At 72.0% G+C, this 22,894-nt stretch carries 20 protein-coding genes; 12 read left to right on the top strand and 8 right to left on the bottom strand.

The window, feature by feature from the left end:
- Positions 1 to 108: 108 nt before the first annotated feature.
- A complete protein-coding gene (locus tag ABZ444_RS20245; protein WP_357998862.1) occupies positions 109 to 543 on the bottom strand; it encodes a hypothetical protein in 435 nt (144 codons plus the stop codon).
- 568 nt (positions 544 to 1,111) lie between these two features.
- Between ABZ444_RS20245 and ABZ444_RS20240 the strand changes: the two genes are divergently transcribed.
- From ABZ444_RS20240 to ABZ444_RS20220, 5 genes are all read left to right on the top strand, one after another.
- Entirely contained in the window at positions 1,112 to 3,286 is a 2,175-nt protein-coding gene (locus ABZ444_RS20240; RefSeq protein ID WP_357998859.1) for a hypothetical protein, read from the top strand.
- 109 nt (positions 3,287 to 3,395) lie between these two features.
- Positions 3,396 to 4,562: a DUF418 domain-containing protein gene (locus ABZ444_RS20235; RefSeq protein WP_357998856.1), complete on the top strand. Its 1,167-nt coding sequence runs from the start codon at positions 3,396 to 3,398 to the stop codon at positions 4,560 to 4,562.
- A gap of 75 nt (positions 4,563 to 4,637) precedes the next feature.
- Positions 4,638 to 4,976: a winged helix-turn-helix domain-containing protein gene (locus ABZ444_RS20230; protein ID WP_352351957.1), complete on the top strand. Its 339-nt coding sequence runs from the start codon at positions 4,638 to 4,640 to the stop codon at positions 4,974 to 4,976.
- Positions 4,976 to 5,242, top strand: a complete 267-nt coding sequence (locus tag ABZ444_RS20225) for a hypothetical protein (RefSeq protein ID WP_352326042.1) — start codon at positions 4,976 to 4,978, stop codon at positions 5,240 to 5,242. Before ABZ444_RS20230 ends, ABZ444_RS20225 begins: the two co-directional genes overlap by 1 nt.
- A 9-nt stretch (positions 5,243 to 5,251) precedes the next feature.
- On the top strand, positions 5,252 to 6,226 hold the full coding sequence (locus tag ABZ444_RS20220; protein ID WP_357998853.1) for an NAD(P)-dependent alcohol dehydrogenase: 975 nt from the start codon (positions 5,252 to 5,254) through the stop codon (positions 6,224 to 6,226).
- Here ABZ444_RS20220 and ABZ444_RS20215 read toward each other — a convergent pair.
- Positions 6,223 to 6,681, bottom strand: a complete 459-nt coding sequence (locus ABZ444_RS20215) for a DUF2867 domain-containing protein (RefSeq protein WP_357998850.1) — start codon at positions 6,679 to 6,681, stop codon at positions 6,223 to 6,225. The genes ABZ444_RS20220 and ABZ444_RS20215 overlap by 4 nt on opposite strands.
- Positions 6,682 to 6,733: 52 nt before the next feature.
- On the opposite strand from ABZ444_RS20215, the gene ABZ444_RS20210 reads away from it, so the two are divergent.
- The gene (locus ABZ444_RS20210; protein ID WP_357998847.1) at positions 6,734 to 7,309 is read left to right on the top strand and encodes a TetR/AcrR family transcriptional regulator; all 576 of its coding nucleotides are present in this window, start codon (positions 6,734 to 6,736) and stop codon (positions 7,307 to 7,309) included.
- A 120-nt stretch (positions 7,310 to 7,429) separates the two neighbouring features.
- Here the strand turns inward: ABZ444_RS20210 and ABZ444_RS20205 are convergent, their stop codons facing one another.
- From ABZ444_RS20205 to ABZ444_RS20190, 4 genes are all read right to left on the bottom strand, one after another.
- Positions 7,430 to 8,209 carry a methyltransferase domain-containing protein gene (locus ABZ444_RS20205; protein WP_357998844.1) on the bottom strand — a complete coding sequence of 260 codons (780 nt, stop codon included), beginning with the start codon at positions 8,207 to 8,209 and terminating at the stop codon, positions 7,430 to 7,432.
- Between the two features lie 468 nt (positions 8,210 to 8,677).
- Entirely contained in the window at positions 8,678 to 10,069 is a 1,392-nt protein-coding gene (locus ABZ444_RS20200) for a xylan 1,4-beta-xylosidase (RefSeq protein ID WP_357998841.1), read from the bottom strand.
- Between the two features lie 90 nt (positions 10,070 to 10,159).
- Positions 10,160 to 10,912 carry an SDR family oxidoreductase gene (locus ABZ444_RS20195; protein ID WP_357998838.1) on the bottom strand — a complete coding sequence of 251 codons (753 nt, stop codon included), beginning with the start codon at positions 10,910 to 10,912 and terminating at the stop codon, positions 10,160 to 10,162.
- Between the two features lie 16 nt (positions 10,913 to 10,928).
- Complete coding sequence (locus tag ABZ444_RS20190) at positions 10,929 to 11,966, bottom strand: phosphotransferase family protein (protein ID WP_357998835.1); 1,038 nt, start codon at positions 11,964 to 11,966, stop codon at positions 10,929 to 10,931.
- Between the two features lie 157 nt (positions 11,967 to 12,123).
- Between ABZ444_RS20190 and ABZ444_RS20185 the strand changes: the two genes are divergently transcribed.
- Together ABZ444_RS20185 and ABZ444_RS20180 are read left to right on the top strand one after the other, a co-directional pair.
- A complete protein-coding gene (locus tag ABZ444_RS20185) occupies positions 12,124 to 13,206 on the top strand; it encodes a GNAT family N-acetyltransferase (RefSeq protein WP_357998832.1) in 1,083 nt (360 codons plus the stop codon).
- Positions 13,203 to 14,333 carry a DegT/DnrJ/EryC1/StrS family aminotransferase gene (locus ABZ444_RS20180; protein WP_357998829.1) on the top strand — a complete coding sequence of 377 codons (1,131 nt, stop codon included), beginning with the start codon at positions 13,203 to 13,205 and terminating at the stop codon, positions 14,331 to 14,333. Before ABZ444_RS20185 ends, ABZ444_RS20180 begins: the two co-directional genes overlap by 4 nt.
- Here the strand turns inward: ABZ444_RS20180 and ABZ444_RS20175 are convergent.
- Positions 14,305 to 15,024 (bottom strand): hypothetical protein, encoded by a 720-nt coding sequence (locus ABZ444_RS20175; protein WP_357998826.1) that lies wholly within the window; start codon positions 15,022 to 15,024, stop codon positions 14,305 to 14,307. The two genes, ABZ444_RS20180 and ABZ444_RS20175, sit on opposite strands and share 29 nt — an antisense overlap.
- Positions 15,025 to 15,065: 41 nt before the next feature.
- Complete coding sequence (locus tag ABZ444_RS20170; protein ID WP_357998823.1) at positions 15,066 to 16,460, bottom strand: PLP-dependent aminotransferase family protein; 1,395 nt, start codon at positions 16,458 to 16,460, stop codon at positions 15,066 to 15,068.
- Positions 16,461 to 16,531: 71 nt separating this feature from the next.
- Between ABZ444_RS20170 and ABZ444_RS20165 the strand changes: the two genes are divergently transcribed.
- The 4 genes from ABZ444_RS20165 to ABZ444_RS20150 all read left to right on the top strand — a co-directional run bounded on the left by ABZ444_RS20165 (position 16,532) and on the right by ABZ444_RS20150 (position 22,849).
- Positions 16,532 to 17,170, top strand: coding sequence for a pyridoxamine 5'-phosphate oxidase family protein (locus tag ABZ444_RS20165; RefSeq protein WP_357998821.1), 639 nt, complete (start codon positions 16,532 to 16,534; stop codon positions 17,168 to 17,170).
- An 85-nt stretch (positions 17,171 to 17,255) separates the two neighbouring features.
- On the top strand, positions 17,256 to 19,652 hold the full coding sequence (locus tag ABZ444_RS20160) for a protein kinase (RefSeq protein WP_357998818.1): 2,397 nt from the start codon (positions 17,256 to 17,258) through the stop codon (positions 19,650 to 19,652).
- A 113-nt stretch (positions 19,653 to 19,765) separates the two neighbouring features.
- Complete coding sequence (locus ABZ444_RS20155) at positions 19,766 to 21,430, top strand: protein kinase (protein ID WP_357998815.1); 1,665 nt, start codon at positions 19,766 to 19,768, stop codon at positions 21,428 to 21,430.
- A 21-nt stretch (positions 21,431 to 21,451) separates the two neighbouring features.
- Positions 21,452 to 22,849, top strand: coding sequence for a hypothetical protein (locus ABZ444_RS20150; protein WP_357998812.1), 1,398 nt, complete (start codon positions 21,452 to 21,454; stop codon positions 22,847 to 22,849).
- Positions 22,850 to 22,894: the final 45 nt, after the last annotated feature.

The following is a 22,894-nucleotide window of genomic DNA, read 5'->3' as shown; positions in this document are numbered from 1 at the left end:
GGGGAAGACCGGCTCCTCCGACGTTCGCAAGGACGCCGGGGAGGAGACAGAGACGCCCTTCGATCCGGAGGCCACGGGGGTGATCCCGCGGCTGACGTTCGACGACGGTCAAGGGGGCGCTCCGGCGTCCCCATCGGCGTCGGACGAGGAGGCGCCGGAGGCGTCCGACTCCTCGGCGGAGGTGAACGCCGAGACGACGACGGCCTTCCGCGTCCCCGGAGCCGTGCACATCGGCCACCCGCCCACGGCTGACGAGCCCGCTACCGGGCCTGCGCAGGCGTTCGCGGAGCGTGACGCGGAGGGGCAGCCCGAGTCCGCGGGGCCCAACGCGTTCACCGCCAGGGCACCCCACGCCCCGCCCCCGGCGGCCGGCCCGTCCGGCCCTGAGGGGGCGCCCACGGACGGCGCGGCTTCGAGCGGCGCGGCTTCGAGCGGCGCGGCTTCGAGCGGCGCGGCTTCGGGCTCGAAGGGCTCGTCGGCCGCCGGGACCATGCCGATGCCTGCGGCGGAGTCTTCCCAGGCTTCCGCGTCCGGGGCCGCCAAGGGCGGCTCCCCCACGACTGCTGACAGCGGCGACACCTCCTCGAAGAGCCCCGAGGCATCCCCAAGTGCAGGAGGCGGCCCGAAGGGCTCCGGCTCGGGTGCTGCGGGCTCGGCTGGAGCGCGTGCGACGGGGGCTGCTCGTTCTGGGGCGTCCGACGCGGGGGGCACTTCGCCGAACGGGGAGGCGGGCGCTGGTCGCAGCGGTGTCGCCGACGCGGGCGCGTCCGGCGCGGATGCCGCTGGTGCCGCCCGTACTACCGGCGCCGGTGCGTCTGGTGTGTCCGGTGCCCAGGGCAGCGGGCCCGAGGGGGCTGGTGCCACCGGTTCCAAGGCGGGCCGTCCTGGTGGGGCTGCCGTCGAGGGCGACGGTGAGAGTGACGGTGAGAGTGACGGCAGGACCGTTGCCTTCCGGGCGCCTGCTTCCCGGACGGCCGGCGGTGCTGCTGGTGCCGGTGCTGCTGGGAGTGTTGTGGCGTCGGGGGTTGGGGCTCCGGTTGTCGAGCGGCCCCCGGCGGCTTCCGGTGACGGGCAGGTCGTGGGCGGTCCGCGGGGCGGCGAAGGCGCGCCCGTGGCCGCGGGCCAGAAGGGCCGGGTCGCCGGAGGGCGGGTCGGGGCGCTGATCGCCAGCGCGCCCAAGTGGTTGCCCGTCGTCCTCGTGCTCGAGGGCCTGCTCATGTACATCCTCGCCCTGCGCGTGCCCCCGGGCCCGCTGCGGGGTGTGGACCCGGCGAACATCAACGGCCTGGGCCTGATCGCGGCGCTGCCGGCGACGGCGTTCATCGCCATCCTGATCATGATCGTGTCGTTCTTCGTCACGGTCGCCCAGAGCACCGACCGCAAGTTCCTGCTGCTGTTCCAGATCGCCGCCATCACGTTCGCCCTGCACGGCGCGGGCGCGCTGGTGGCCAGCGAGCCGCGCTTCCCCACGGCGTACATTCATGCCGGTTTCGTGGAGTTCATCTCCAGGACGGGCGAGACGGCGATCAGCATCGACGCCCGCATGGGCTGGCCGGGCTTCTTCGCGTTGTTCGCGTTCGTCACCAAGGCCGCCGGCATCACCGACATGACGACGATCCTGCAGTGGACGCCGCTCCTGTCGAACCTGCTCTACCTGCTCCCGTTCGTCCTGATCCTGCGCCAGGTGGTGGCGACGACGCGGGCGCGCTGGTTCGCGGCGCTGCTGTTCATCCTCGTGCAGTGGATCGGGCAGGACTACTTCTCGCCGCAAGGGTTCACCTTCGCCCTGTATCTGGCGTTCGTGGCGATCCTCTTGCGCTGGTTCGGACGGGTGGAGCCGCGAACCAAGCCGGTCCCGCCCAAGGGGCTGCGCAAGCTGCTGGGCAGGCTCGACGCGATGACGCCCGGCGAGATCGTGAACACCGGCACCTACCGGGCCGACAAGCTGCTGATGCTGCTGATGTTGCTGGCGTTGTTCTTCGCGTCGGTGGCCTCGCACCAGATCACGCCGTTCATGATGATGGGCGTGGTGACCGCGTTCCTGATCTTCAAGCGGACCTCGCTGACGTGGGCGCTGCCGTTCTTCCTCGGTCTCGTGACGCTGGCGTGGATCAGCTACATGACGGTCGGGTTCTGGGCGGGCCAGATCGACGCGATCTTCGGCGGCCTGGGCAAGATCCTGCAGAACATCGGCAGCGCCACCTCCGACCGCGTCGAGGGCAGCGACCCGGCGCACGCGCTGGTGTTGCAGGCGCGGCTCGGCATCCTCGGGGTCATCCTCTCGCTGGCGGCGGCCGGGCTGGTCCGGCGGCTGCGCCGCGGGGTGTTCGACCGGTCCGCGCTGATCCTGCTGTGCGTGCCGGTGCTGGCGCTGGGGCTGCAGAGCTACGGCGGCGAGATCGGGCTGCGCATCTACATGTTCGCGCTGCCGGGCTCCTGCCTGCTGGCCGCCTACGCGTTCTTCCCGAACCTGCCGGCCGACAGCGCGGACGTGCGCGAGGAGACCGTGCCGCTGCGCAGGCGGAACGTGCGCTTCAACCCCGAGCTGACCAGGAAGATCTCGGTCGTGCTCGCGGCCTGCTTCGCGGTGCTGTTCGCCTTCGCGTTCCTGCTGGCCCGGTACGGCAACGAGAAGTTCGAACGGGTCACCACCGGCGAGGTCGCCGCCCTGCACTACGTCTACGACCACGACAAGCCGAGCGCCAAGGTGCTCTACCTGGTGCCCAAGGAGGGCCGGGAGGTCACGCCGACCCTGCCGTGGGGCGAGCGGGACGTCGAGCTGGTCAACTTCGGCGTCCAGGCGCTGGTGCACAAGGACCCGACGCAGATCGCCGACGCGGTGGCCAAGCTGAAGGAGCAGCCGCGCAACTCGTACCTGATGGTGAGCCGCGGGCAGGTCAGCTACCTGCAGCTCAACGAGGGCTTCCCGGAGGACTGGGGACAGCGGTTCCGGGCCGCGCTGGACGCCTCGCCCGACCTGAAGAAGGTCTTCTCCAACGACGACGCCGCGCTCTACACCTGGAAGAAGTTCGTGAAGGGCATGGAGATCCCCGATCCCAACCCCTACAAGGGGCGTGGCGACCCCACCTCGCCGTGGACGCCCGTCGGCATCGGGGCGCTGGTCGTGACGTGGGTGGCGCTGTTCGGCTACGAGGTCATCCGGCTGAACGGGCCGGACCGGGCACGACGGGCGCGCAGAGGGCTGATGTTCCTGGCCATCCCGGCGTTTTTGATCTCTGTAGCAGTGATCGTGGAGAGATTTATCCACATCGCACTAAATAACTGAATTCACAGGAAACGCTAAGGTTTTGCGGGATGATGTACGCCTGATGAGGACACAGGAGACACTTCCCGCCATGCCCGATGCACGACTCGCGGCTGCGAGGATCACTTCTGTGGACGCCCTGCGCGGCTTCTCGCTGCTGGGGATCCTCGTCGTCAACATCGCCTTCCTGGCCTCCGGCTACCGGATGGCCGGGATGGCGGAGCCCGGCTTCGACTCCTCGCTCGACTGGGTCGTGCGCTGGACCGTGACGCTGTTCATGGAGAACAAGTTCTACCTGCTGTTCTCCTTCCTGTTCGGGTACAGCTTCACGCTCCAGCTCGACTCGGCCGTCCGGCAGGGGCGGGCGTTCGTGCCGATGTTCCTGCGCCGCCTGGGCGGGCTGCTGCTGATCGGCCTGGCCCACGCGGTGCTGCTGTTCCCCGGCGACATCCTCACCACGTACGCGTTCGTCGGGATCGCGCTGCTGGTGCTGCGCAGGATCGGTCCCAAGACCGCGATCGTGCTGGCCGGGCTGCTGACCCTGATGCTCGCGTTCGGGTTCCTGATGCTGGCCCTGCTGGCGATGGTCGGCCTGGACGCGTCCGGCACGGTCGCCGAGGGCACCGCCGAGGCCGCCAGGTCCGACACCGCCCTCGGCGGGGTGTTCTGGCAGATCATCTCCGAGCACATGCGCAAGCTGTCGCTGATCGTCCTGCTGCGGGTGCTGTTCCAGGGGCCGGCGGTGCTGGCCGCGTGCCTGATCGGGCTGGCGGTCGGCAAGCTGGGCGTGCTGCGGAACCTGTCGGAGCACAAGGTGGCGCTGCGCCGGTTGCAGTGGACCGGGTTCACGGTCGGGCTGGCCGGCGCCTTCGTCTACACGCAGTCGGCCTGGAACGGCACGGTGAACAAGTTCCTGGGCGAGGCCATCGACCTGGTGACCGCGCCGCTGCTGGCCGCCGCGTACGCGGCCACGTTCCTGCGGGTGCTGCCGTACCTGCCGCGGGTGGGCCGGGCCCTGGCCGCTCCCGGGCGGATGGCCCTGTCGAACTACCTGGGCCAGTCGCTGATCTGTTCGCTGATCTTCACCGGTTACGGCCTGGCTCTGGTGGACCGGGTCAGTCCCGCGGTCGAGGTGCTGATCGCGCTGGCCATCTTCGCCGTCCAGGTGCTCTACAGCCACTGGTGGCTCAGGGACCACCGGTACGGGCCGGTGGAGTGGGTGCTGCGCTTCCTGACGTACTGGCGCAGGCCCACGGGCGAGCGGCGCCGGACCCGCGACTCCGCGCAAGCCGTCTGAATTCGTCTGTCCAAAGACCCCTTGGGCGATGTACGCTCCTACGTGTAAGGAAAATCTTTCACGTGACGGGAAACCATGACCGATGCCGGGCCGACCGGTGACGAGCTGGTCGAGATGCTGGCGGCGCTGGGCAACCCCCTGCGGGTGCGCATCGTCGCGACCCTGGCCGCCGGCCGCGACTATGTGAGCCACCTGGCCCGCGAGATCGGCGTCAGCCGTCCGCTCCTCCACATGCACCTGCGGCGGCTGGAAGCGGCCGGCCTGATCGTCGGCACGCTGGAGCTCTCCGAGGACGGCAAGGCCATGAAGTACTACGAAGTCACCGACTTCGACGTCCACCTCACCGCAGCGGCGCTGGCCGAGGCGGCCAAGACCCTCACCGCGCCCGACCCGGAGCCCAAGGAGCGCCCCTGATGCCCACCGCCTGGCCCGAGGTGATCTTCATCCTCGGCGTGCTGCTCGTGACCGGCTTCCTGATCTGCCTGGTCATCGTCGGCCTCTTCGACTTCCGCAAGGCGAAGCTGGAGGCCCTGCAGAAGGACGACCTGCGCCGGCTCGTGCACAGGTTCGAGCAGCTCGCCGAGAACACCCTTGACGCCCAGCAGCGCTCGGCCGCCGACCTGGCCGAGCTGCGCGCCCGTACGGCGTCGATCGAGCAGATCCTCAGAACCGTCGAGTAGGAGCGTGCCATGAAGGCCATCCGTTACGCCGCCTACGGTCCGCCCGAGGCCGTCGTCGAACTGCGTGAGGTCGATCCGCCGCCGGTCGGCGACGACGACGTGCTGGTCCGGGTGCGGGCCGCGGCCGTCAACCCGGGTGACTGGCACTTCGTGCGCGGTCTGCCGTACGTGATGCGGGCCGTCTCCGGGCTGCGCCGGCCCAAGTTCGAGGGGCTCGGCATGGACCTGGCCGGGCAGGTCGAGGCGACGGGCCGCAACGTCACCCGGCTGAAGCCCGGCGACGAGGTGTTCGGCCACTTCCGGGGCGCCTTCGCCGAGTACGTCGCCGTCCCCCAGGACAAGGTGCTGCTGGAGAAGCCGGCCGGTGCGACGTACGAGCAGGCGGCGGCCGTGCCGCTGGCGGCGCTGACCGCCTACGAGGCCCTGGCCACCAGAGGCGAGGTCAAACCGGGGCAGAAGGTTTTGGTCGTCGGTGCGGCGGGCGGGGTGGGGACGTTCGCCGTGCAGATCGCCAAGGCGCTGGGCGCCGAGGTGACCGGCGTGTGCAGCGGCGGCAAGGCGGAGCTGGTCGCGTCCTTGGGGGCCGACGAGGTCATCGACTACACCAGGCAGGACTTCACCCACCACACCGGCCGGTACGACGTCATCCTCGACAATGTCGGCGACCGGCGTCTCGCGGACTACCGGCGGGCCCTGACCTCCGCCGGCACCTACGTCCCCAACTCGGGCTCCGGCGGCGGGTCGCTCCTCGGGCCGATCGGTCGCATCCTGCGCATCCTCGCGACGAAGCCGTTCGTCCGGCAGCGCCTGGTCAACTTCGTCACGGCCGGGGACCGGGACACGCTGGCCGCCGTGCGCGGGCTCATCGAGGCGGGCGAGGTCGTCCCGGTCGTCAGCCGGACGTACCGGCTGGACCAGGTGCCCGAGGCCATCGCCCACATCGAGCAGGGCCACGCCACGGGCAAGGTCGTCGTCACCCTCTAGACGCTCGCCAGGCGGCGCTGGGCGGAGCGGAGCATGGCCCGGACGACGATCGGGTGCACGAGGCGTACCGGCCAGAAGTAGAGCCGGCCGCGCCGGCCCTTCAGCCGGACGGTGGTCGTGACCCGCACGAGCCGGGCCTCGCGATCGACCCCCACCCCGCAGCGGAAGTCCAGGTGCCGGTCGTCGGCCACGATCAGCGCCTCGTCCCCCTCGACCCGGGCGACCTGGAAGACGTCGCGCGGCGCGCGAGGGATGCCGACCAGCGGCACGACCGCCTGGCGCAGCCACATGGCCGCGGTGATCCAGCGGGGCATGGACCTGATCGAGAAGACGGCCTGCGCCCAGGTCCGCGGGTCGTCGGTCGCGCGCGGCGGCAGCACGCCGACGATCACGTCGGCGTAGTCGGGCGCGGGCATGTCGTCCAGGGCGGACGACCAGTAGACGGGTGTTCTCATGACGCCTCCATACGGTGCCGTATGGTGATGACTATACGGTACCGTATGGCGAATGGCGCAAGGGGGCCGGATCACGGCGGAACAGTGGGTGGACGCGGCGTACGCGCGGTTCACCAAGATCGGGTTGGACTCGGTGCGGGTCGAGGCCGTCGCCCGCGACCTCGGCACCACCAAGGGCTCCTTCTACTGGCACCACGCCGACCGCGGCGCTCTCGTCCGGGCGGTCATGGAGCGCTGGGAGGCCGAGGAGACCGAGCACATCATCGCGGCCGCCTCCGCCGAGAGCGAGCCGCGCGCCCGGCTGCGCGCCCTGTTCGGCACGGTCGCGGCCCGTGCGGGGCGGCGTGGCGGCGAGAGCCGCCTCTACCTCGACGCCGAACGCGAGGGCGTCGCCGACATCGTCACCCGGGTCACCCGCCGCCGCGTCGACTTCGTCGCCGGGCTTCTGGTGGCGCTGGGCTTCGACGAGGAGGAGGCGGAACGGCGCGCGCTGCTCGCGCTGGCGGTGGTGCTCGGCCTCCAGCAGCTCGAACGCGGCACACGACCGCACATCCCGCTCGACCACGCACTCCTCACCGAGACCGCCTTCACGATGGCTGTCACGCCGCCGCGCGCCCAGGGTGGATGAGGGCCGATCGCGCAGGTTCGTCAGGGCTGCGTCGGGGCCGCTTCGGGGATGTCGGGCCGCCGCTGAGCCGTTCAGACTGGCGGCCCTTTGAGATGGGCGGCCCGTTCGGGCGGGTGGTTGTCAGGCGTCTGGGCCGTTGCGCTGGAGTTCCAGGAAGTCCTGGTCGCAGCTCAGGCGGTAGCCGTCCGGGGTGCGGAAGTGTTCCTGGAGGTAGGCGGCGACCTCCTCCATGACGGGCGGCTGCGACAGCGGGACGACGTTCAGCATGAACTGCGCGACGGCCAGGGCGGTTTCCAGGTCGGGCATGGTGACGGAGGCCGGGTCGGTGCTGATGCCGATCTCCCACTCGGTGCCGGCGCTGGCGGCGAAGGCGCGTCCGAGGGCGTCCAGGTCGTAGCGGTGGCCGGTGAAGCGGCGCAGCAGGCGCATGCAGTCGCTGTCCGGGTTCTGCATGACGACCACCGTGAAGCCGCCCTCGGCCGTCCAGGAAGCCAGCTTCTGGAGCTGGCGCAGCCAGGACTGCTGCGGCAGGTAGTACAGGACGTGCGCGCACAACACCAGGTCGGCCGTCTCCGCCGGATCGGCGGTGGCGATGTCCTGGCTGAGGAGCGTGGCCTCGGGACACCGGCGGGCCAGCTCCGCCCGCAGGTGCTCGTTCGGCTCGATGGCGATCGTCCGGTCGAACCTGGGGGCCAGCCACGCGGTGGTCTCGCCCGTCCCCGCGCCGGCGTCGATGAACGTACGGCGGTGGGGCAGCCGTCCCACGACCCGGGCCAGTTCTTCGCGGGCCCGGATCTTCTGGTCGGTGTGGGCCAGGAAGGTGGCGAAGGCGGCGTCGTAGGCCGCGCTCATCGGGTCGAGGATGTGCACGATGGGCGGCTCGGCGTTGCTGTCGGTCATCACGGTCCCCGGCATCACAAGTCGGTCACTTTCAGCTTATGAAGCACCACTCTACGTTCATGGGTGTCGGGATCGGTGAAGCGGTGGACCGTGCCGGGCGGCTGCCCCTGGATGGGTTCCAGGGGCGAGACGCCGGGGCTCAGGTGTCGAGATGCCTGGGCGGGCTCTGGCGTCGAGAGGGGCCGGAGGCGAGGCGAGACGGCTTGGGGGCAGGCCGGGGGGAGGGGGATGCCGCGGGGCCTCACGTGGGTGTTCGACATGGGGTGACGGTGCTGTGGTGTCGGTGCAGCAGGTCGGCCGGCGAACCCCAGCAGTCGAGGCGCGGGCTGAACGCAGCACTTCGCCGGTAACGGAGCAACGGCGCGCCTTCAGCGGGTGCCGAAGGCGCCCTTCCAGGCGGTACTTCGAGCCGCCCTTCCAGAGGGTGCGAACCCGCCGGGAGCGGGAACCATGAGCGCCGGGGGGCCGTCAGGCGCCGCCTCTTCCCGCCCACTTGATCTCGTACGCCCCCAGCGTCACCGCCTTGCCGTCCACCGTGGCCGTCACCTCCCGGTCGGACGTGTTCACCATGACGACCTGCTGCTCCTGCGCCAGCACCTTAACCTTCGGGTCGGACGACGTCACCGCCCCGTCGAGCCGCGCCCCCGCCGGGAACCACCGGGTGAACCCGCTCAGCAGCCCCGCCATCGGCATCTCGTCCCCCCGCCCGGGAACCCAGAGGCAGCCGTCACACTGGCCCGTCCCCTTCACCTGCGGGTTCCAGTACAGGGCGGTGGTGACGCCGCTCCTGGCGAACTCCATCAGCGCCGCCGCCTGCACGGCCGTGCGCCGCTCCTCGCTCCAGCCGGAGTTCTCCGGCTCGACGTACCACTCGGCCCACCAGACGGGCAGGTCGTCGCTCTTCTCCCGCAGCCACTTCGTGATCGCGCCGAACTTGCCGAGCGCGCCGAAGTCGTCGGGAACGTTCCCCTTGTCGGTCGTCATCGAGGCGCCGTCCACGACGATGAAGTCGGCGCCCTTCTTGTTCTCGATCCAGTACTCGATCGCGTCGAGCGCCCGCTGGTCGACGGTCCCCCACGGGCCCTTGAGCTCGGAGGGCCCGCCGCCCGAGCCGCTCTCGATCGGCATGTACGGCCCGCCCACCTTGATCTGCGGGTCGACCTTCTTCAACGCCGTGTAGACCTTGTTGTAGAGCTGGGTGTACCCCTCGGCGTCCCAGCGGTTGGTCGAGGGGTCCCAGAAGCCCTTGAACTCGTTCCACACCATGTAGTACTTGACGGTCGGGTACTGCCGGGCCACCCGCGCGGCCAGCTTGGCGTAGTCGTCGAAGTGCTCCGGCTTGGGGGCGACGGTGTGGTTCTTGCTCCAGTCGGTACGTCCGGGCTGCCCGCCCTTCATCCAGTCGGGCGCGCAGCACAGGGTGATCACCGGCACCGCCCGCGACGACGCCATGAACGTCAGCCGCCGGTCGAGGTCGCGGAAGCTGAACTGGCCGGGGCTCGGCTCCGGGTTGCCCACGCCCCAGCCCATGATGTGCTGGTTCTGCAGCATCGGCACCCGCCCGAGCATGCCCCTGGCCTGTTCGACGACCTGTCGCGGCTCGGTCTCGGTGCTGTACTGCGTGTGCGTGATGCCCCACCGGGGCCAGTCGTGGAGCACGGGCGGCTGTTCGAGCCGCGGCGGCGCCTGGGTGGGCCCGACCTCGGCCACCTCGCCGCCCCTGAAGCCCTCGCGGGGGCTCGACCGCATGCCCGCGTAGACCATGATGCCGACGACGAGCACGACCGCGAGGACGCCGGCCCCCAGGGCGATCGGCCATGGCGACCGTTTGCGCGCGTGTCTGCCCTCGGTGGGAATCACGGAACGCTCCTTACCATCACGCAACGTACAAAGGCCAGGCAGCGCCCGGCCCTTATGACGGTAATCGTTCCGCTTGCAGCAGACTTGCCGTCAATCGGAAGCGGGTGGGCGCTGACCGCCCGCGGGTCCGGGAACCCCGGAGTAACGGTACGGCACCGGCTGCCTACCCGGCTGCACGATGAGCAGGGTGCCCGGTGTCTCGGCGTAGAAGGCGGACTCGACGGCGGCGGCGACGTCCTCGGCCGTGAGCAGCGGGAATCCGGCGTCGACGAACATCTCCCGCGCGGCGGCCACCAGCGGAGTGTCGGTGAATCCGGGGCAGACGGCGTTGATCCGGATGTTCTGCTGGGACAGCGGCTCGGCCAGCGCCCGGACCAGGCCGACGACGGCGTGCTTGGTCATGGTGTAGATCGGGTCGCCGGCGAAGGCCACCAGCCCGGCCAGCGAGGACGTGGCCACGATCGCGCCGCCGCCCGACCTGGCCAGCAGCGGCACGCTGGCGCGCACGCCGAAGACGACGCCGTCCACGTTGACGCCGACGATCGCGCGGTAACGCTCCAGGTCGAAGGCCGCCAGGTCGACGCCCCCCGAGATGCCGGCGTTGAGGTGCACCAGGTCGAGGCGGCCGTACCGCTGCTCGGCGAGCGCGACGGCCTCCAGGGAGGCCTTCTCGGTGCTGACGTCGGCGGCCAGCCACGCGCCGTCGACCTCCTTGGCCACCCGCTCGACGCCCTCGCCGTCGCGGTCGACGAGGACGCACTTCGCGCCGCCCGACGACAGCCGCCTGGCCACCGCGGCGCCGATGCCGCTGGCCGCTCCGGTGATGAGTGCAACTGTGCTCATGGGGCTCCTTGCGGGGTCAGGGCTGGTCGAGCATGCGATGGGCGCGGGAGATCAGCGTCGGCACGGCCGCGCCGATGCGGTCGAACCCCTCCCCCACGGTCTTACCCTGCTTGAACCGGGCGTGGATACCCTCCACGATCACCGCGAGCTTGAAATTGCCGAAGGCCACATAGAACCCAAGGTCTGAAATATCGCGCCCTGACACCTTTGTGTAGTGGGCGGCGAACTCGGCGGCGTTCATGAACCCCGGCGCCACCGTCACGTCCCCCGCCACGGGGATGCGGGCCCGCTCGTCGTCCCCGCGGTCGTGCCAGTACGTCAGCGTCAGCCCCAGGTCGGCCAGCGGGTCGCCGAGCGTGGACATCTCCCAGTCGACCACGGCCATGATCTCGATCTCGGCCGGCGACGGCGCCAGGCGCACCAGCGTGTTGTCCAGCCGGTAGTCGCCGTGCACCAGGGTGCTGTCGGAGGCGGCGGGCAGCCGCTCGCGCAACCGCCGTACCAGGCTGTCGTAGTCGGGCCGGTCGGCGGTCTTCGACCGTTCCCACTGCTGGCACCACCGATCGAGCTGCCGGGCCAGGTACCCCTCGGGGCGGCCGAAGTCGCCGAGCCCCACCTCGCGGTAGTCCACGGCGTGGATGGCGGCCAGCACCTCGGCCAGCCGCTCCGACAGCCGCCGCGTCTGGGCCGGCGTCGGCTCGCCCAGCTCGTCCCGGGTCTGGACGGCGGCGCCGGGCACGTACCCCATGAGATAGAACGGCGCCCCGACCACGTCCTCGTCGGCGCAGAAGGCGACGGGCCCGGGCACCGGCACGGGCGTCGGCGCCAGCGCGGAGATGACCCGCCACTCCCGCCGCATGTCGTGGGCGGTGGGCAGCACGTGACCCAGCGGCGGCCTGCGCAGCACCAGCCGGCGCTCGCGCGCCTCCACCAGGTAGGTCAGGTTCGACCTGCCTCCGGAGATCAGCGAGACGGACAGCGGCTCCCCTGCGTCCGGCACGTTCCTGCCCAGCCACGACACCAGTCGCGGCCAGTCGATCCCTGGTACGGTCATGGACACACATTAGAACGCCACTCGGTCCTGAAAGCCAGCTGAGAGTTGCATAACAGTAGGCCCGGCACATCCCAGGCATGGATGCCTATCCTTTAACCTGGCCATACACCTCTGACCGCATGCTGGTCAGGTTGTGGTAAGCCGACAGTAGGAGCCCATGCGCGTCACCGTTGCCCACCCTCGCGATCTGGGACTGCCCGAACTCAGCCGATGGCGCGCCCTGCAGGAGTCCGACGCCGCCTTCGACAACCCCTTCCTGTCCCCGGAGTTCACGGTCACGGTGGGCGAGCTCCGCGATGTGGTCCGGGTGGCCGTCCTGTACGACGGGCCGGACATCGTCGGCTTCTTCCCCTTCGAACGCCATCCGCTGGGCATCGGCAAGCCGGTCGCCGCGGGGCTGACCGACGCGCAGGGCCTGGTCCACGCCAAGGGCCTCGACCTCGCCCCACACCGGCTGATCAAGGACTGCGGGCTGTCGGTCTACGAGTTCGACCACCTGGTCTCGGGCCAGCCGCTGCTCGACGGGCGGCAGACCACGCACCCCTCGCCGATCATCGACCTGCGCGACGGCTACGGCTCCTACACCGAGACGTTGCGGGCCCGGTCCGGCAAGACGTACAAGTCGACCCTGGCCAAGTCGCGCAAGCTGCAGCGCGAGTCGGGGACGGTGCGCCACGACTACGCGATCACCGACCCCGGGCCGCTGCACACGCTGCTCGGCTGGAAGACCGACCAGTACCGGCGTACCGGGCGCACCGACCGGTTCGCCCAGCGGTGGATCGTCGAGCTGGTCGAGCGGCTGCTCGCGACCCGGTCCGACAGCTTCGCCGGCGTCCTCGACATGATCTACGTCGACGACGTGCCGGTGGCCGGGCACTTCGGGGTGCGCACCCGCACGACGCTGGCCGGCTGGTTCCCGGCCTACGACACGACCTACGCCAAGTACTCCCCCGGGCTCATCCACCACCTGGCGATGGCCGAGGCGGCCGCCGCGTCGGGCGTCCAGGTGATCGACATGGGCCGGGGCGAGAAGGAGTACAAGGAGAAGCTCAAGAACGGCGAGCTGGAAGTCGCCGAGGGCCGGGTGGCCAGGGCCGGTGTGGCGGCCGGGGTCCACTGGATGATGCGGGTGCCGGTACGCAAGACGCGCGCCACGGTGATGGCCAATCCGCTGCTGCTCAAGACCGCGGACAAGGCATTGAAAACTTTTGGGCGACTGCGTACCGTCCTACAAGGGTGAGACTCATCGCGGAGCGCACCGGCCGGCACTGCCTGTGGCTCCCATCCAACCGCCTCGGCCTCTACCTCGCGCTGCGCCACTGGTGCCTGCCGGGTCAGCGGCTGCTCATGTCTCCGGTCTCGGCCGACGAGATCCTCTTCCTCGTGCTGGCCGCCGGTCTGCGCCCGGTGATCGCGCCGCTGTCCCCGCGTGACGGCAACATCGACGTCTCCCGTGTCGACCTGTCCACGGTGGACGCCGTCCTGACGACGAACCTGTACGGCCTGCCCGACCAGGTGTCCGCCTTCACGGGAAAGATCCTGATCGAGGACGTGGCGCACGCCCTGGAGACCGCTCCCGGCGGGCGCCCGCTGGGCACGTTCGGCCAGGCGGGGGTCTTCAGCCTGTCCAAACATCCGGGCGCGGGCTCGGGGGGCGTGCTCGCGGTGGCCGACCGCGCCGACCTCGAAGCGCTCGAACGCGCCCGCGACGAGCTGCTCGTCCCCGGCGCGCTGCGCGCCGACCTGTTCAGCGTGGCCACCTCCATGGCCCGGCAGGCGGCGCTCAGGCTCGACCTCGTCCGCCCCGCGCTCGCGCTCATGCGCGCCCTCGGCATGCAGGAGGAGCGCGAGGGCTACCGCATCGCCCTGGAGCCCGACGCGCTGGAGCTGGCGCTCAAGCAGGTGCCCGCGCTGCCGCCGTTCGACCCGTGGGTACGCGCCGACCTGGCGGCCTACCGCGCCCGGCGTGGCCGGCTGGTCCGCTGGTACCAGTCCAGGCGCCTGGCCAAGGTGCCCGGCGAGCGGGCGCGGCGGCTGGCCGGGATCGCCCGGCTGGCCGAGCTGCCCACGGTGGCCCCCGCCGTGCGGGACAACCTGGACCAGCCGCTGTTCCGCGTCCCGCTGCTGGTGCGCGACAGGGACGCGGCCATCGCCGAGCTGGAGCGCCGCGGGGTGGCCACCGGCTACCTGTACGACCCGCCGTACGACGAGTACGCCCTCGGCTTCACCGACGCCTCGCCGGACCCGGGCCCCGCGCGCTGGTGGGCCCGGCACGTGCTGCCCGTCGACCCGCTGTACGCGGCCCGCTCGCTGCCCGTCCTGCGCGGTCTGGAGCCGCCTATGTGGGGTCCGCGCGAAGCAGCCTGAGGAACGCGCGCAGCCCGGTGATGATCTCCTGGTTGTCGTTGAGGCCGTCCACGGTCTCCTCGAAGCGGCGGGCCATCAGCGTGATCCGGCGGTCCAGGTCGTGGTCGGCACGTTCCAGTCCGGCCCTGGCGGCCGCGAGCTCGCCGCCGATCTCCTCGACCTGCCGGGTGAGCCGTTCCGAGGCGGCGGACAGCGCCTCGACCTGGTCGCGCAGCGCGATCACGTCGAGGCGGGGGTAGTGGACCTCGCGTCCCAGCGTCCTGACCCGTTCCCGTAGGTGCCCGACGTAGGCCCCGGCCGGCCGGAACGCGGTGGCCAGCAGGTAGAACCCGGCGAAGTAGTAGCCGATCTGCCGCCCGGAGAAGAACGTGACCACCGCGACCACGACGGCCGAGACCACGTGCCCGGCGACCGCGAGGACGAGCATGCGGCGGGCGATCGTCCTGGCCTCCTCCTCACCGCGGGCCGGGACGTCGATGCCGGACTCGCGGGAGACCGCGATGTCGCGCACCACCTGCCGGGCGGCGAAGGACAGGTTCCACGGGAAGGTCAGCAGGACGACCAGCCAGACCAGGCAGATCGCGCCCAGGCCCAGCGACAGGAGGGTGGACAGGGGCACGCCCGCGTACAGGACGAGCCACGCGGTGACCGCCGTGACGATCAGCGAGGCCGGCAGGAGCCAGGGTTTCATGCCCGCCACCCTGCCGACGGCGGGCCGGCGGCCACCAGCGCTCAGATACTCAATCCGTTCTGAGCATCCCGGATCAGTCCGGCCAGCACCGCGCAGCCGCGCCGGACGTCCCTGAGCGAGGCCGAGCCGTAGCCGAGGACCAGGCCGTGCAGGCGGGCGCGGTCGTGGTGGTGGCGGTCGGCGGGGTCGAGCAGCACGCCGCGCTCCCTGGCCCGTTCCACGACCTCCTGGACGTCGCCCGCCGGCAGCTCGGCCAGCACGTGCAGGCCCGCGGTGTCGCCGCGCAGGCGGCAGACCGGGCCGAGGATCTCCACGACGGCGGCCCGGCGGCGGGCGTACTCCAGGCGCATCCTGCGCAGGTGGCGGTCGAGGTCGCCGCGTTCCAGGAGGGTGGCGACGGCCTGCTGGACCGGTCCGCTGGTGCGGTCGGAGACCATGCCGCGGAGAGCGGCGATCCGGCTCACCAGGTCGGGCGTGCCGACCAGCCAGCCGACGCCGACGTCGGGGGCCAGGGTCTTGGACAACGAGCCGAGCAGCACGACGCGGGTGGGGTCGAGGCCGTAGAGGGCGGGCAGGGGGGCGACGTCGTAGCGGAATTCGGCGTCGTAGTCGTCCTCGACGATCGTGGCGCCGGTGCTCCTGGCCCAGGACAGCAGGCGTTCCCTGCGCGGGATCGGCAGCCGGCCGCCCAGCGGGTACTGGTGGGCCGGGGTGGTGTAGAGGACGCGCAGGTCGCGCGGGAGGTCGTCGACGATCACGCCGTCCTCGTCCACCGGGCAGGGCACGACCTCGGCGCCCCTCGCCGCGAACACCGTGCGGGCCACGTGGTAGCCCGGGTCCTCGACGCCCGCCCGTCCGCCGCCGGTCAGCAGGGCCAGCGCGCACAGGTCGAGCCCGTTGCCGGTGCCCCTGGTGACCAGGACGTTCTCGGGGCCGACGGCCATGCCCCTGGCCCTGCGCAGGTGGTCGGCGAGCAGCTCGCGCAGGCGCGGCAGGCCGTGCAGGTCGGGCGAGTCGCCGGGTGGCAGCTCACCGGCCCGGCGCCAGGCCCGCTTCCAGGCGGCCCGGTCGTAGTCGCGCACCCACGGGTCCCCGGGGCGCAGGTCGATCCACTCGCCCTCGGGGCGGCGGGCGGGCGGCGCCGGTTCGTACGGGCTCTCCCGCGGCGGGACGTGCGAGTCCATGGCCGCCACGAACGTGCCGGACCCGTGGCGCCCCTCCAGCCAGCCCTCGGCGTAGAGCTGCTGGTACGCCTCGGTGACGACCGTCCGGCTCACCTTGAGCTGGTCCGCCAGCGCCCGTGTGGACGGCAGCCGCTCGCCCGGCGCCAGCGCGCCCCCCATCATGGCGTGCCGCAGCCAGCCGGCGAGCTGGGTGGTCAGCGGGACGGACGAGTCGCGGGACAGGGATACCGGCAGGTCAATGTGGGTGCGCACGAAAGTGGTCTCTAGGAAGGGTCGGTTAGTGGCCCTACAGGATAGGTCCACTTCGCGATTAGCGTCGAATCATGCTCTCCTCCACCCCGCGCACGACTCTCGGCCGAGAGAAGCACCGCGGCAGCACCGACCGGAACGATCTCTACGACGTGCTCGACGCCGGGCTCGTCTGCCATCTGGGCGTGGTGGCCGACGGCCGTCCCATGGTCGTGCCCACCGGCTACGGCCGGATCGGCGACACCCTCTACCTGCACGGCTCCACCGGCGCGCGCTCGCTGCGGGCCGGTGACGGCACCGAGGTGTGCGTCACCGTCACCCACGTGGACGGCATCGTGCTGGCCCGCTCGGTCTTCAACCACTCCGTCAACTACCGTTCGGCGATCGTCTACGGCCGCGCCCGGCTGGTGAGCGATCCCGACGAGCGGCTGGCGGCCCTGCGCGCGCTCACCGAGCAGCTCGCGCCCGGCCAGTGGGACTACGTCCGGCCGCCCACGCGCAAGGAGCTGGCCGCCACCGCCGTGCTGGCCCTGTCGCTGGCGGAGGCGTCGGTCAAGATCCGCGGCGGGGCGCCGGACGACGACGAGGAGGACTACGCGCTGCCGGTCTGGGCCGGGGTGCATCCGCTGGTCACGACCTGGGGCGAACCGCAACCGGATCCGGCACTTCCAGAAGGTATCGATATACCGGTTCACATCCTCCGTCGGGAGTAGTTCCATGAATCCGGAACCACCTGGCAAACCCGACTCCTTGATCACGCGTCTCATCAGGTGGGCCGGCTCCTGATGGGAGAGGGCGATGGAGTGGAGTGCTCCCGGTTACACGGAGATCAGACAGCTCGGCGCGGGCGCGAGCGGGCGCGTCGTGCTGGGCGTGCACGACGAGACGGGCGTGAAGGTCGCGATCAAGTACCTCGCCGAGGCGCTGCTGCGCGACCCCGCCGCCCTGTCCCGCTTCCAGGCCGAGGCGCGGGTGCTGACCTCGCTGCGCGACCCGAACATCGCCACGATGTGGGAGTACATCCAGGAGCCGAACGGCGCCTGCATCGTGATGGAGCTGGTCAACGGCGTCTCGCTGCGCGCCCTGCTGCGTGAGAACGGCACGACCGAGCCCGAGGCGGCGCTGGTCGTGCTGAAGGGCTCGTTACTGGGCCTGGCCAGGGCCCACGGGTCCGGGGTCGTGCACAAGGACTACAAGCCCGAGAACGTGCTCGTGCGCGACGACGGGACGAGCAAGCTCGTGGACTTCGGCGTCGCGGTGCCGCAGGGCACGGCCACGCATCCGGAGGGGACGCCGCCGTACATGGCGCCGGAGTTGTGGGCCGGCCGGCCCGCCTCGCCGGCGACCGACGTGTACGCGGCCACCGCGGTCTTCTTCGAGTGCCTGACCGGGCACCGGCCGTACCGGTCCACCGAACCCAGCGTACTCGGCTACCAGCACGTGCACGCGCCGGTGCCCTTCCACGACGCGCCCGAGCCGGTCCAGGAGCTCGTCCGGCGCGGCCTGGCCAAGGAACCGCGGGACCGGCCGCCGAGCGCCCTGGCCTTCGTCGAGGAGCTGGAGGCCACCGCGCGGGCCGCGTACGGCGAGGAATGGGAGGAGCGGGGCAGGCGGCGCCTGGCCGCGCTGGTGGCCCTGCTCGCGCTGCTCCTGCCGGCCCCGCCGCAGCCCACTCCCGAGGTCACCACGTCCCTGGCCAGGACGGTCTTCCGCGGGCTGCGGTCCAACGCGGTGCGGGTGGGCATGGGCACCGCCCTGGTGGCGGTGGTGACGGTGGCGGTGGTGGTCGCGCTCGCCGCCCGGCGGCAGCCTCCCGAGCAGCCGGTCGGCGCGGCCGTCGCGGTGCCGCCGGCCACGACCGAGGCGGTGACCGCGCCGCCGAGCACGGCCGAGGCCGTGCTCGCGCCGCCGACCACGCCCGAGGCGACGCCGCGGACCTCTCCCGAGGGGCCGCCGTCGCCGGCGTCCTCGCCCGAGCTGCTGCCGCCGCCGACGACGACCTCCAGGCCGCCCGCCACCACCCCGGCGCCGCGCACGCCGACGGCCGGGCCCACGCGGAAGCCGACCAGGACCGCCACGCCGAAGCCCCCGGTGACGCCCACCCGGCCCCCGACACCGAGCCCGACACCGACCCCGACGCCGACCCCCAAACCGACCCCCAAACCGACGCCCACGCCGACACCCACCCCGACGCCGACGCCCGTCGCGACCGTTCTCGGGGTGAGCGTGGGCGACGTCACGGTCGACGGCGACGGCGTCGCGCGCGCCTCCGTCACCGTCCGGACCGCCGGGGGCGCCCCCGTCACCGCCACCGGCACGTGGACCGCGCCCGGCGGCGACGGCCACGTCCAGCGCCTGCGGCTGAGCGGCGCGACGTCCTACACCCGCGCCTTCACCTGGGACATCGGCGAACGGCCGTGCGGCAGGACCGTCACGCTGACCGTCGTCACCTCCCCCGCCGCGCCGGGCGGCGCCCGGTCGTCCTCGGTGCCGGTGCCGGCCTGCCCGACGCGGGTGAGCGGGCTGCGCGTCTCGCTGGCGATGCCCGCCGCGCCCGGGCTGACCGCGCGTGCCCAGGTCGGCGTGACCGCCGACGGCACCGGCGCGATCCCGGTCGAGGCCACGTTCGCGGTGGACGGCGAGACCGTCGGCACCCGTACGGCGAGCCTGTCCGGCCGGACCTCCTACGCCCGCGTCTTCACCCACGCCTTCCGCGTGCGCCCCTGCGGCTCCACCCTGTCGGTACGGGTCCGCGCCGGCGACCGCGTCCGGACCGCCCGCGCCGAGGTCAGCTGCCCGCCCGCGGTGCGGCGGGTCTCGATCGTCAGGGCCGGGCTGGGCGAGAGCGGCCTGGTGGCGACCGTCTCGGTGGTCACCGCCGACGACCGGCCGGTGACGCTGGACGTGGGGTTCCTGCTCGGCGGCGAGCCGGCCGGCTCGGAGCGGCTCACGCTGTCCGGCGACACCACGTACACCAGGACGGTGAGCCGGGCGCTCAGGACCGTCCCGTGCGGCACCACCTGGACCGTCACGGCGAGCACGACGCCGGAGGCGGCCAACGGCTCGGACCGGGCGAGCGGAAAAACCCCAGAGTGCCCCAGCGAGACACCAAAGCCCGAAGAAACCCCAAAACCACAGGAAACACCCAAACCACAGGAATCCCCACAATCCGATAAGCCCGGCACGGTGGACTAACCTCGCAAATTCGGCCATATCGGCATATCGGTGGTGGGAAAGCCCTTCCCTCTGGTTAAGCTACGCAGCGTTTGATGCGGGTGGGGGCCCGAATGACTCCAGAGGAGACCGTTATGTACGGCGAAGGGCAGTGGGGGGTCCCCGGCTACACCGAAGTCCGGGAACTGGGCAGCGGTGCCGCCGGTCGGGTGGTCCTGGCCACGCGCGACCACGACGGCGTGGAAGTCGCCATCAAATATCTCAATGACGAGCTCAGGTCCGACATGGGCTTCGTGGCCAGGTTCCGGCACGAGGCCCGGCTGCTCGGCACCCTGCAGAGCTCGCACCACGCGCGCCTGATCGACTACGTCGAGTCCGGGCAGGGCGCGGCGATCATCATGGAGCTGATCAACGGCGTCTCGCTGCGCGAGATCCTCCGCTCCGAGGGGCCGACCGGGGCCGAGGCCGCGCTGGTCGTGCTCAAGGGCTCGCTCCAGGGGCTGGCCGCCGCGCACGCGATCGGCGTCGTCCACCGCGACTTCAAGCCCGAGAACGTGATGGTCCAGGGCGACGGCGTCAGCAAGCTGGTGGACTTCGGCATCGCGGTCCGGGCCGGCGAGGGGGCCGGCGCCGCGGGCACGCCGCCGTACATGGCGCCCGAGCAGTGGGCGGGCGGGGCCGCCGGGCCGGCGACCGACGTCTACGCCGCCACCGTCGTGTTCTTCGAGTGCCTGACCGGCACCCGGCCCTACCGGGCGCCCAACATCGCCGCGCTCGCCCGCCAGCACCAGAGCGCGCCGCCGCCCGTCGAGGAGGTGCCCTCGGCGCTCCAGAGCCTGGTCGAACGCGGCCTGGCCAAGCAGCCGGGCGAACGGCCGCCGTCCGCCGAGGCGTTCCTGACCGAGCTGGAGGCCATCGCGGCCGAGGCGTACGGCGCCGACTGGGAGGAGCGCGGACGCCGCCGCCTGGCCGCGCTCGCGGGCCTGCTGATCCTGCTGTTCCCGAGCCCCCTGCACGATCCCGCCGAGACGCAGACCGCGCTCACCGAGAGCCGTTTCCCCGACCCCGCCCGTCTGCTGAGCAGGCTCTCGGCCAAGGTCGCGATCGGCGCGGTCGCCGTGGGCGTGGTGGTGGCCGTGGGCGTGATCCTGGTCAACTCCTCCTCCGACGAGCCGGTGCTGCGGGCCCAGACGAGCGAGGTCACGCCCAGCGCGACCGACCCGGTGATCGACGAGGAGCCCACGGAGGAGGAGCCGACCGCGACGCCCGAGGAGAGCACCCCGGAGCCGGACCCGACGCCGACCTCCGCGGACCCGGCCGTCTCGACCCCGCCGCCCGTCCTGCCGACGGCGACGGCGACGGCGACGGCGGCGGCCTCGCCGTCCAGGACGCCGAAGGCGACCCCGACGCGGAAACCGACCAGGAGGCCGGTCAGGACGCCGAAGCCGACCCCGACCGACTCTCCGGAGCCGGACATCACGGGCAAGAACAGCACGACCAGCGACGGCAGCAAACCCACCTCGGCCGCCCCCACCCCGCCCCCGACGTCCGCCCCGCCCACCAGGACGCCCCCGACCACGACGTCCCCGACCAGCCCGGCGCCCTCGGAGACATCGCAGACGCCGACAAGGACCTCGACCGACGACGGAGGCGGAGGCGGCACCGAGACACCCACCCTGGACCAGGTGGGCAAGGCGCAGGCCGGACTCCTCGCGCTCGGCCTGATGACGTCCGGCGCGGTTCCGGTCACACTTGCGGTGAAACGTCGCATGGCAGGACGCCACAGAAAGCAGCGCTAGACGCGCCGGGGGGCAAGGGGGATGGACAACCACAGGAACGGTATCGCCGGGTTCCGGCTGACCGAGCACACGTGGATGACCGAGCTCGGCAACTGGATCGACGCCATCTCGCCGGACGGCCGCAGGGCGGGGGCGCTGCTGTTCGACCCGCGGGTCATCGGCCTGCCCGGCGTCCGGGAACGAGTGGTGAACACGGTCATGACCGACCAGCACCTCGTGCTGGGCGGTATGGGCGGGCTGATCCCGGTGGCCGACGTGGTCGCGGCGGGCGACCAGGTGTGGCTGCTCACCGCGCAGGCGGTCAGCCCCACGCTGGCCGACCTGCTCGCCGGTGCGCCCGTCGACCCGGCCGGGGCGGCGTCGGTGCTGATGGAGACCGCGCAGACGCTGCTCGCGCTGCACGCCACCGGGGTCACGCACGGCTCGGTCCACCCGGGCACGGTGGTGATCACCGCCGAGGGGGCCGCGCTGCTGTCGGAGCGCGGCCTGTCCGACGCGATCCGCGGTCAGGTCTCGCCGCGCGAGCGGGACGCGGCGGGCTGGGCGTCGCTGGCCCGCGGGCTGGCCGCCTCCTTCACGCAGACCGCGCCGCGGGCCGCCGGCCTGTTCGAACGGGCCGCGGGCACGGCCACCACGCTCGGTCTCGAACCGGCCCGCGCCATGCTGAGCCAGGAACGCGCGGCGCTGCCCGGCGGCCTGATCAGCAGGGACGCGCTGGCGCGGGCGGCGCGCGGCAGGTCGGCGTTCGCGCAGCCGCCGTCGTTCGCCGCGCAGCCGCCGCCGGCGCCCCAGGACGAGGGCGACATCGTCACGCTGCTGCACGTGCCGGCGTCGGGGTCGCCGCCGCGCTTGCAGTTCGGCCCGGGGGTGGGCGGTCCAGGAGGCGGCGCCGGCACCGTGCGGCAGCCCCACCAGGAGACGACGGCCGAACGGATCTGGCGCGAGGGACGCGACGGCGCCGCGACCGTCCACCAGCCGGAGAAGCGGTCCCAAGGCCGGGTGGCCAGGGTGTCGCGGCGCCGGCGGCGGCGCACGATCCTGTCCACGGCGCTCTTCGCGGTCGTCATGGCGGGCGCGATCGTGGCCTGGTTCAGGCTGACGGACGCCCCCGAGCTGGCGGTTCAGTCGATCGACGTGGTGGCGCCGAAGAAGACGCTGGGCTGCGGCGGCGCGATCGTCCTGACCGGGACGTTGGTCACCAACGGGGGCGTGGGCGAGATCCGCTACGAGTGGCGCAAGAACCTGGACAAGGAGGTCGTCAAGGGCAGCCTGCGCACGAGCGCCGACAAGACGTCCTACTCGGTGCCGCTGCGCTGGACGTTGTCGGGCAAGAGCAACGTCAAGGCCACGGCCACGCTGAAGGTGCTCTCGCCGGGCCCGGCGCGTACCGACAAGGCGAGCTTCACCTACAAGTGCTGACCTTCCCTGAATGCGCAACAAAGCGGTTCTTACTAATCTGACGGG

Source organism: Nonomuraea sp. NPDC005730 (assembly GCF_040630865.1).
Lineage (GTDB): Bacteria > Actinomycetota > Actinomycetes > Streptosporangiales > Streptosporangiaceae > Nonomuraea.
The sequence above is the reverse complement of the archived record's forward strand: the minus strand, read 5'-3'. Positions and strand labels throughout refer to the sequence as shown.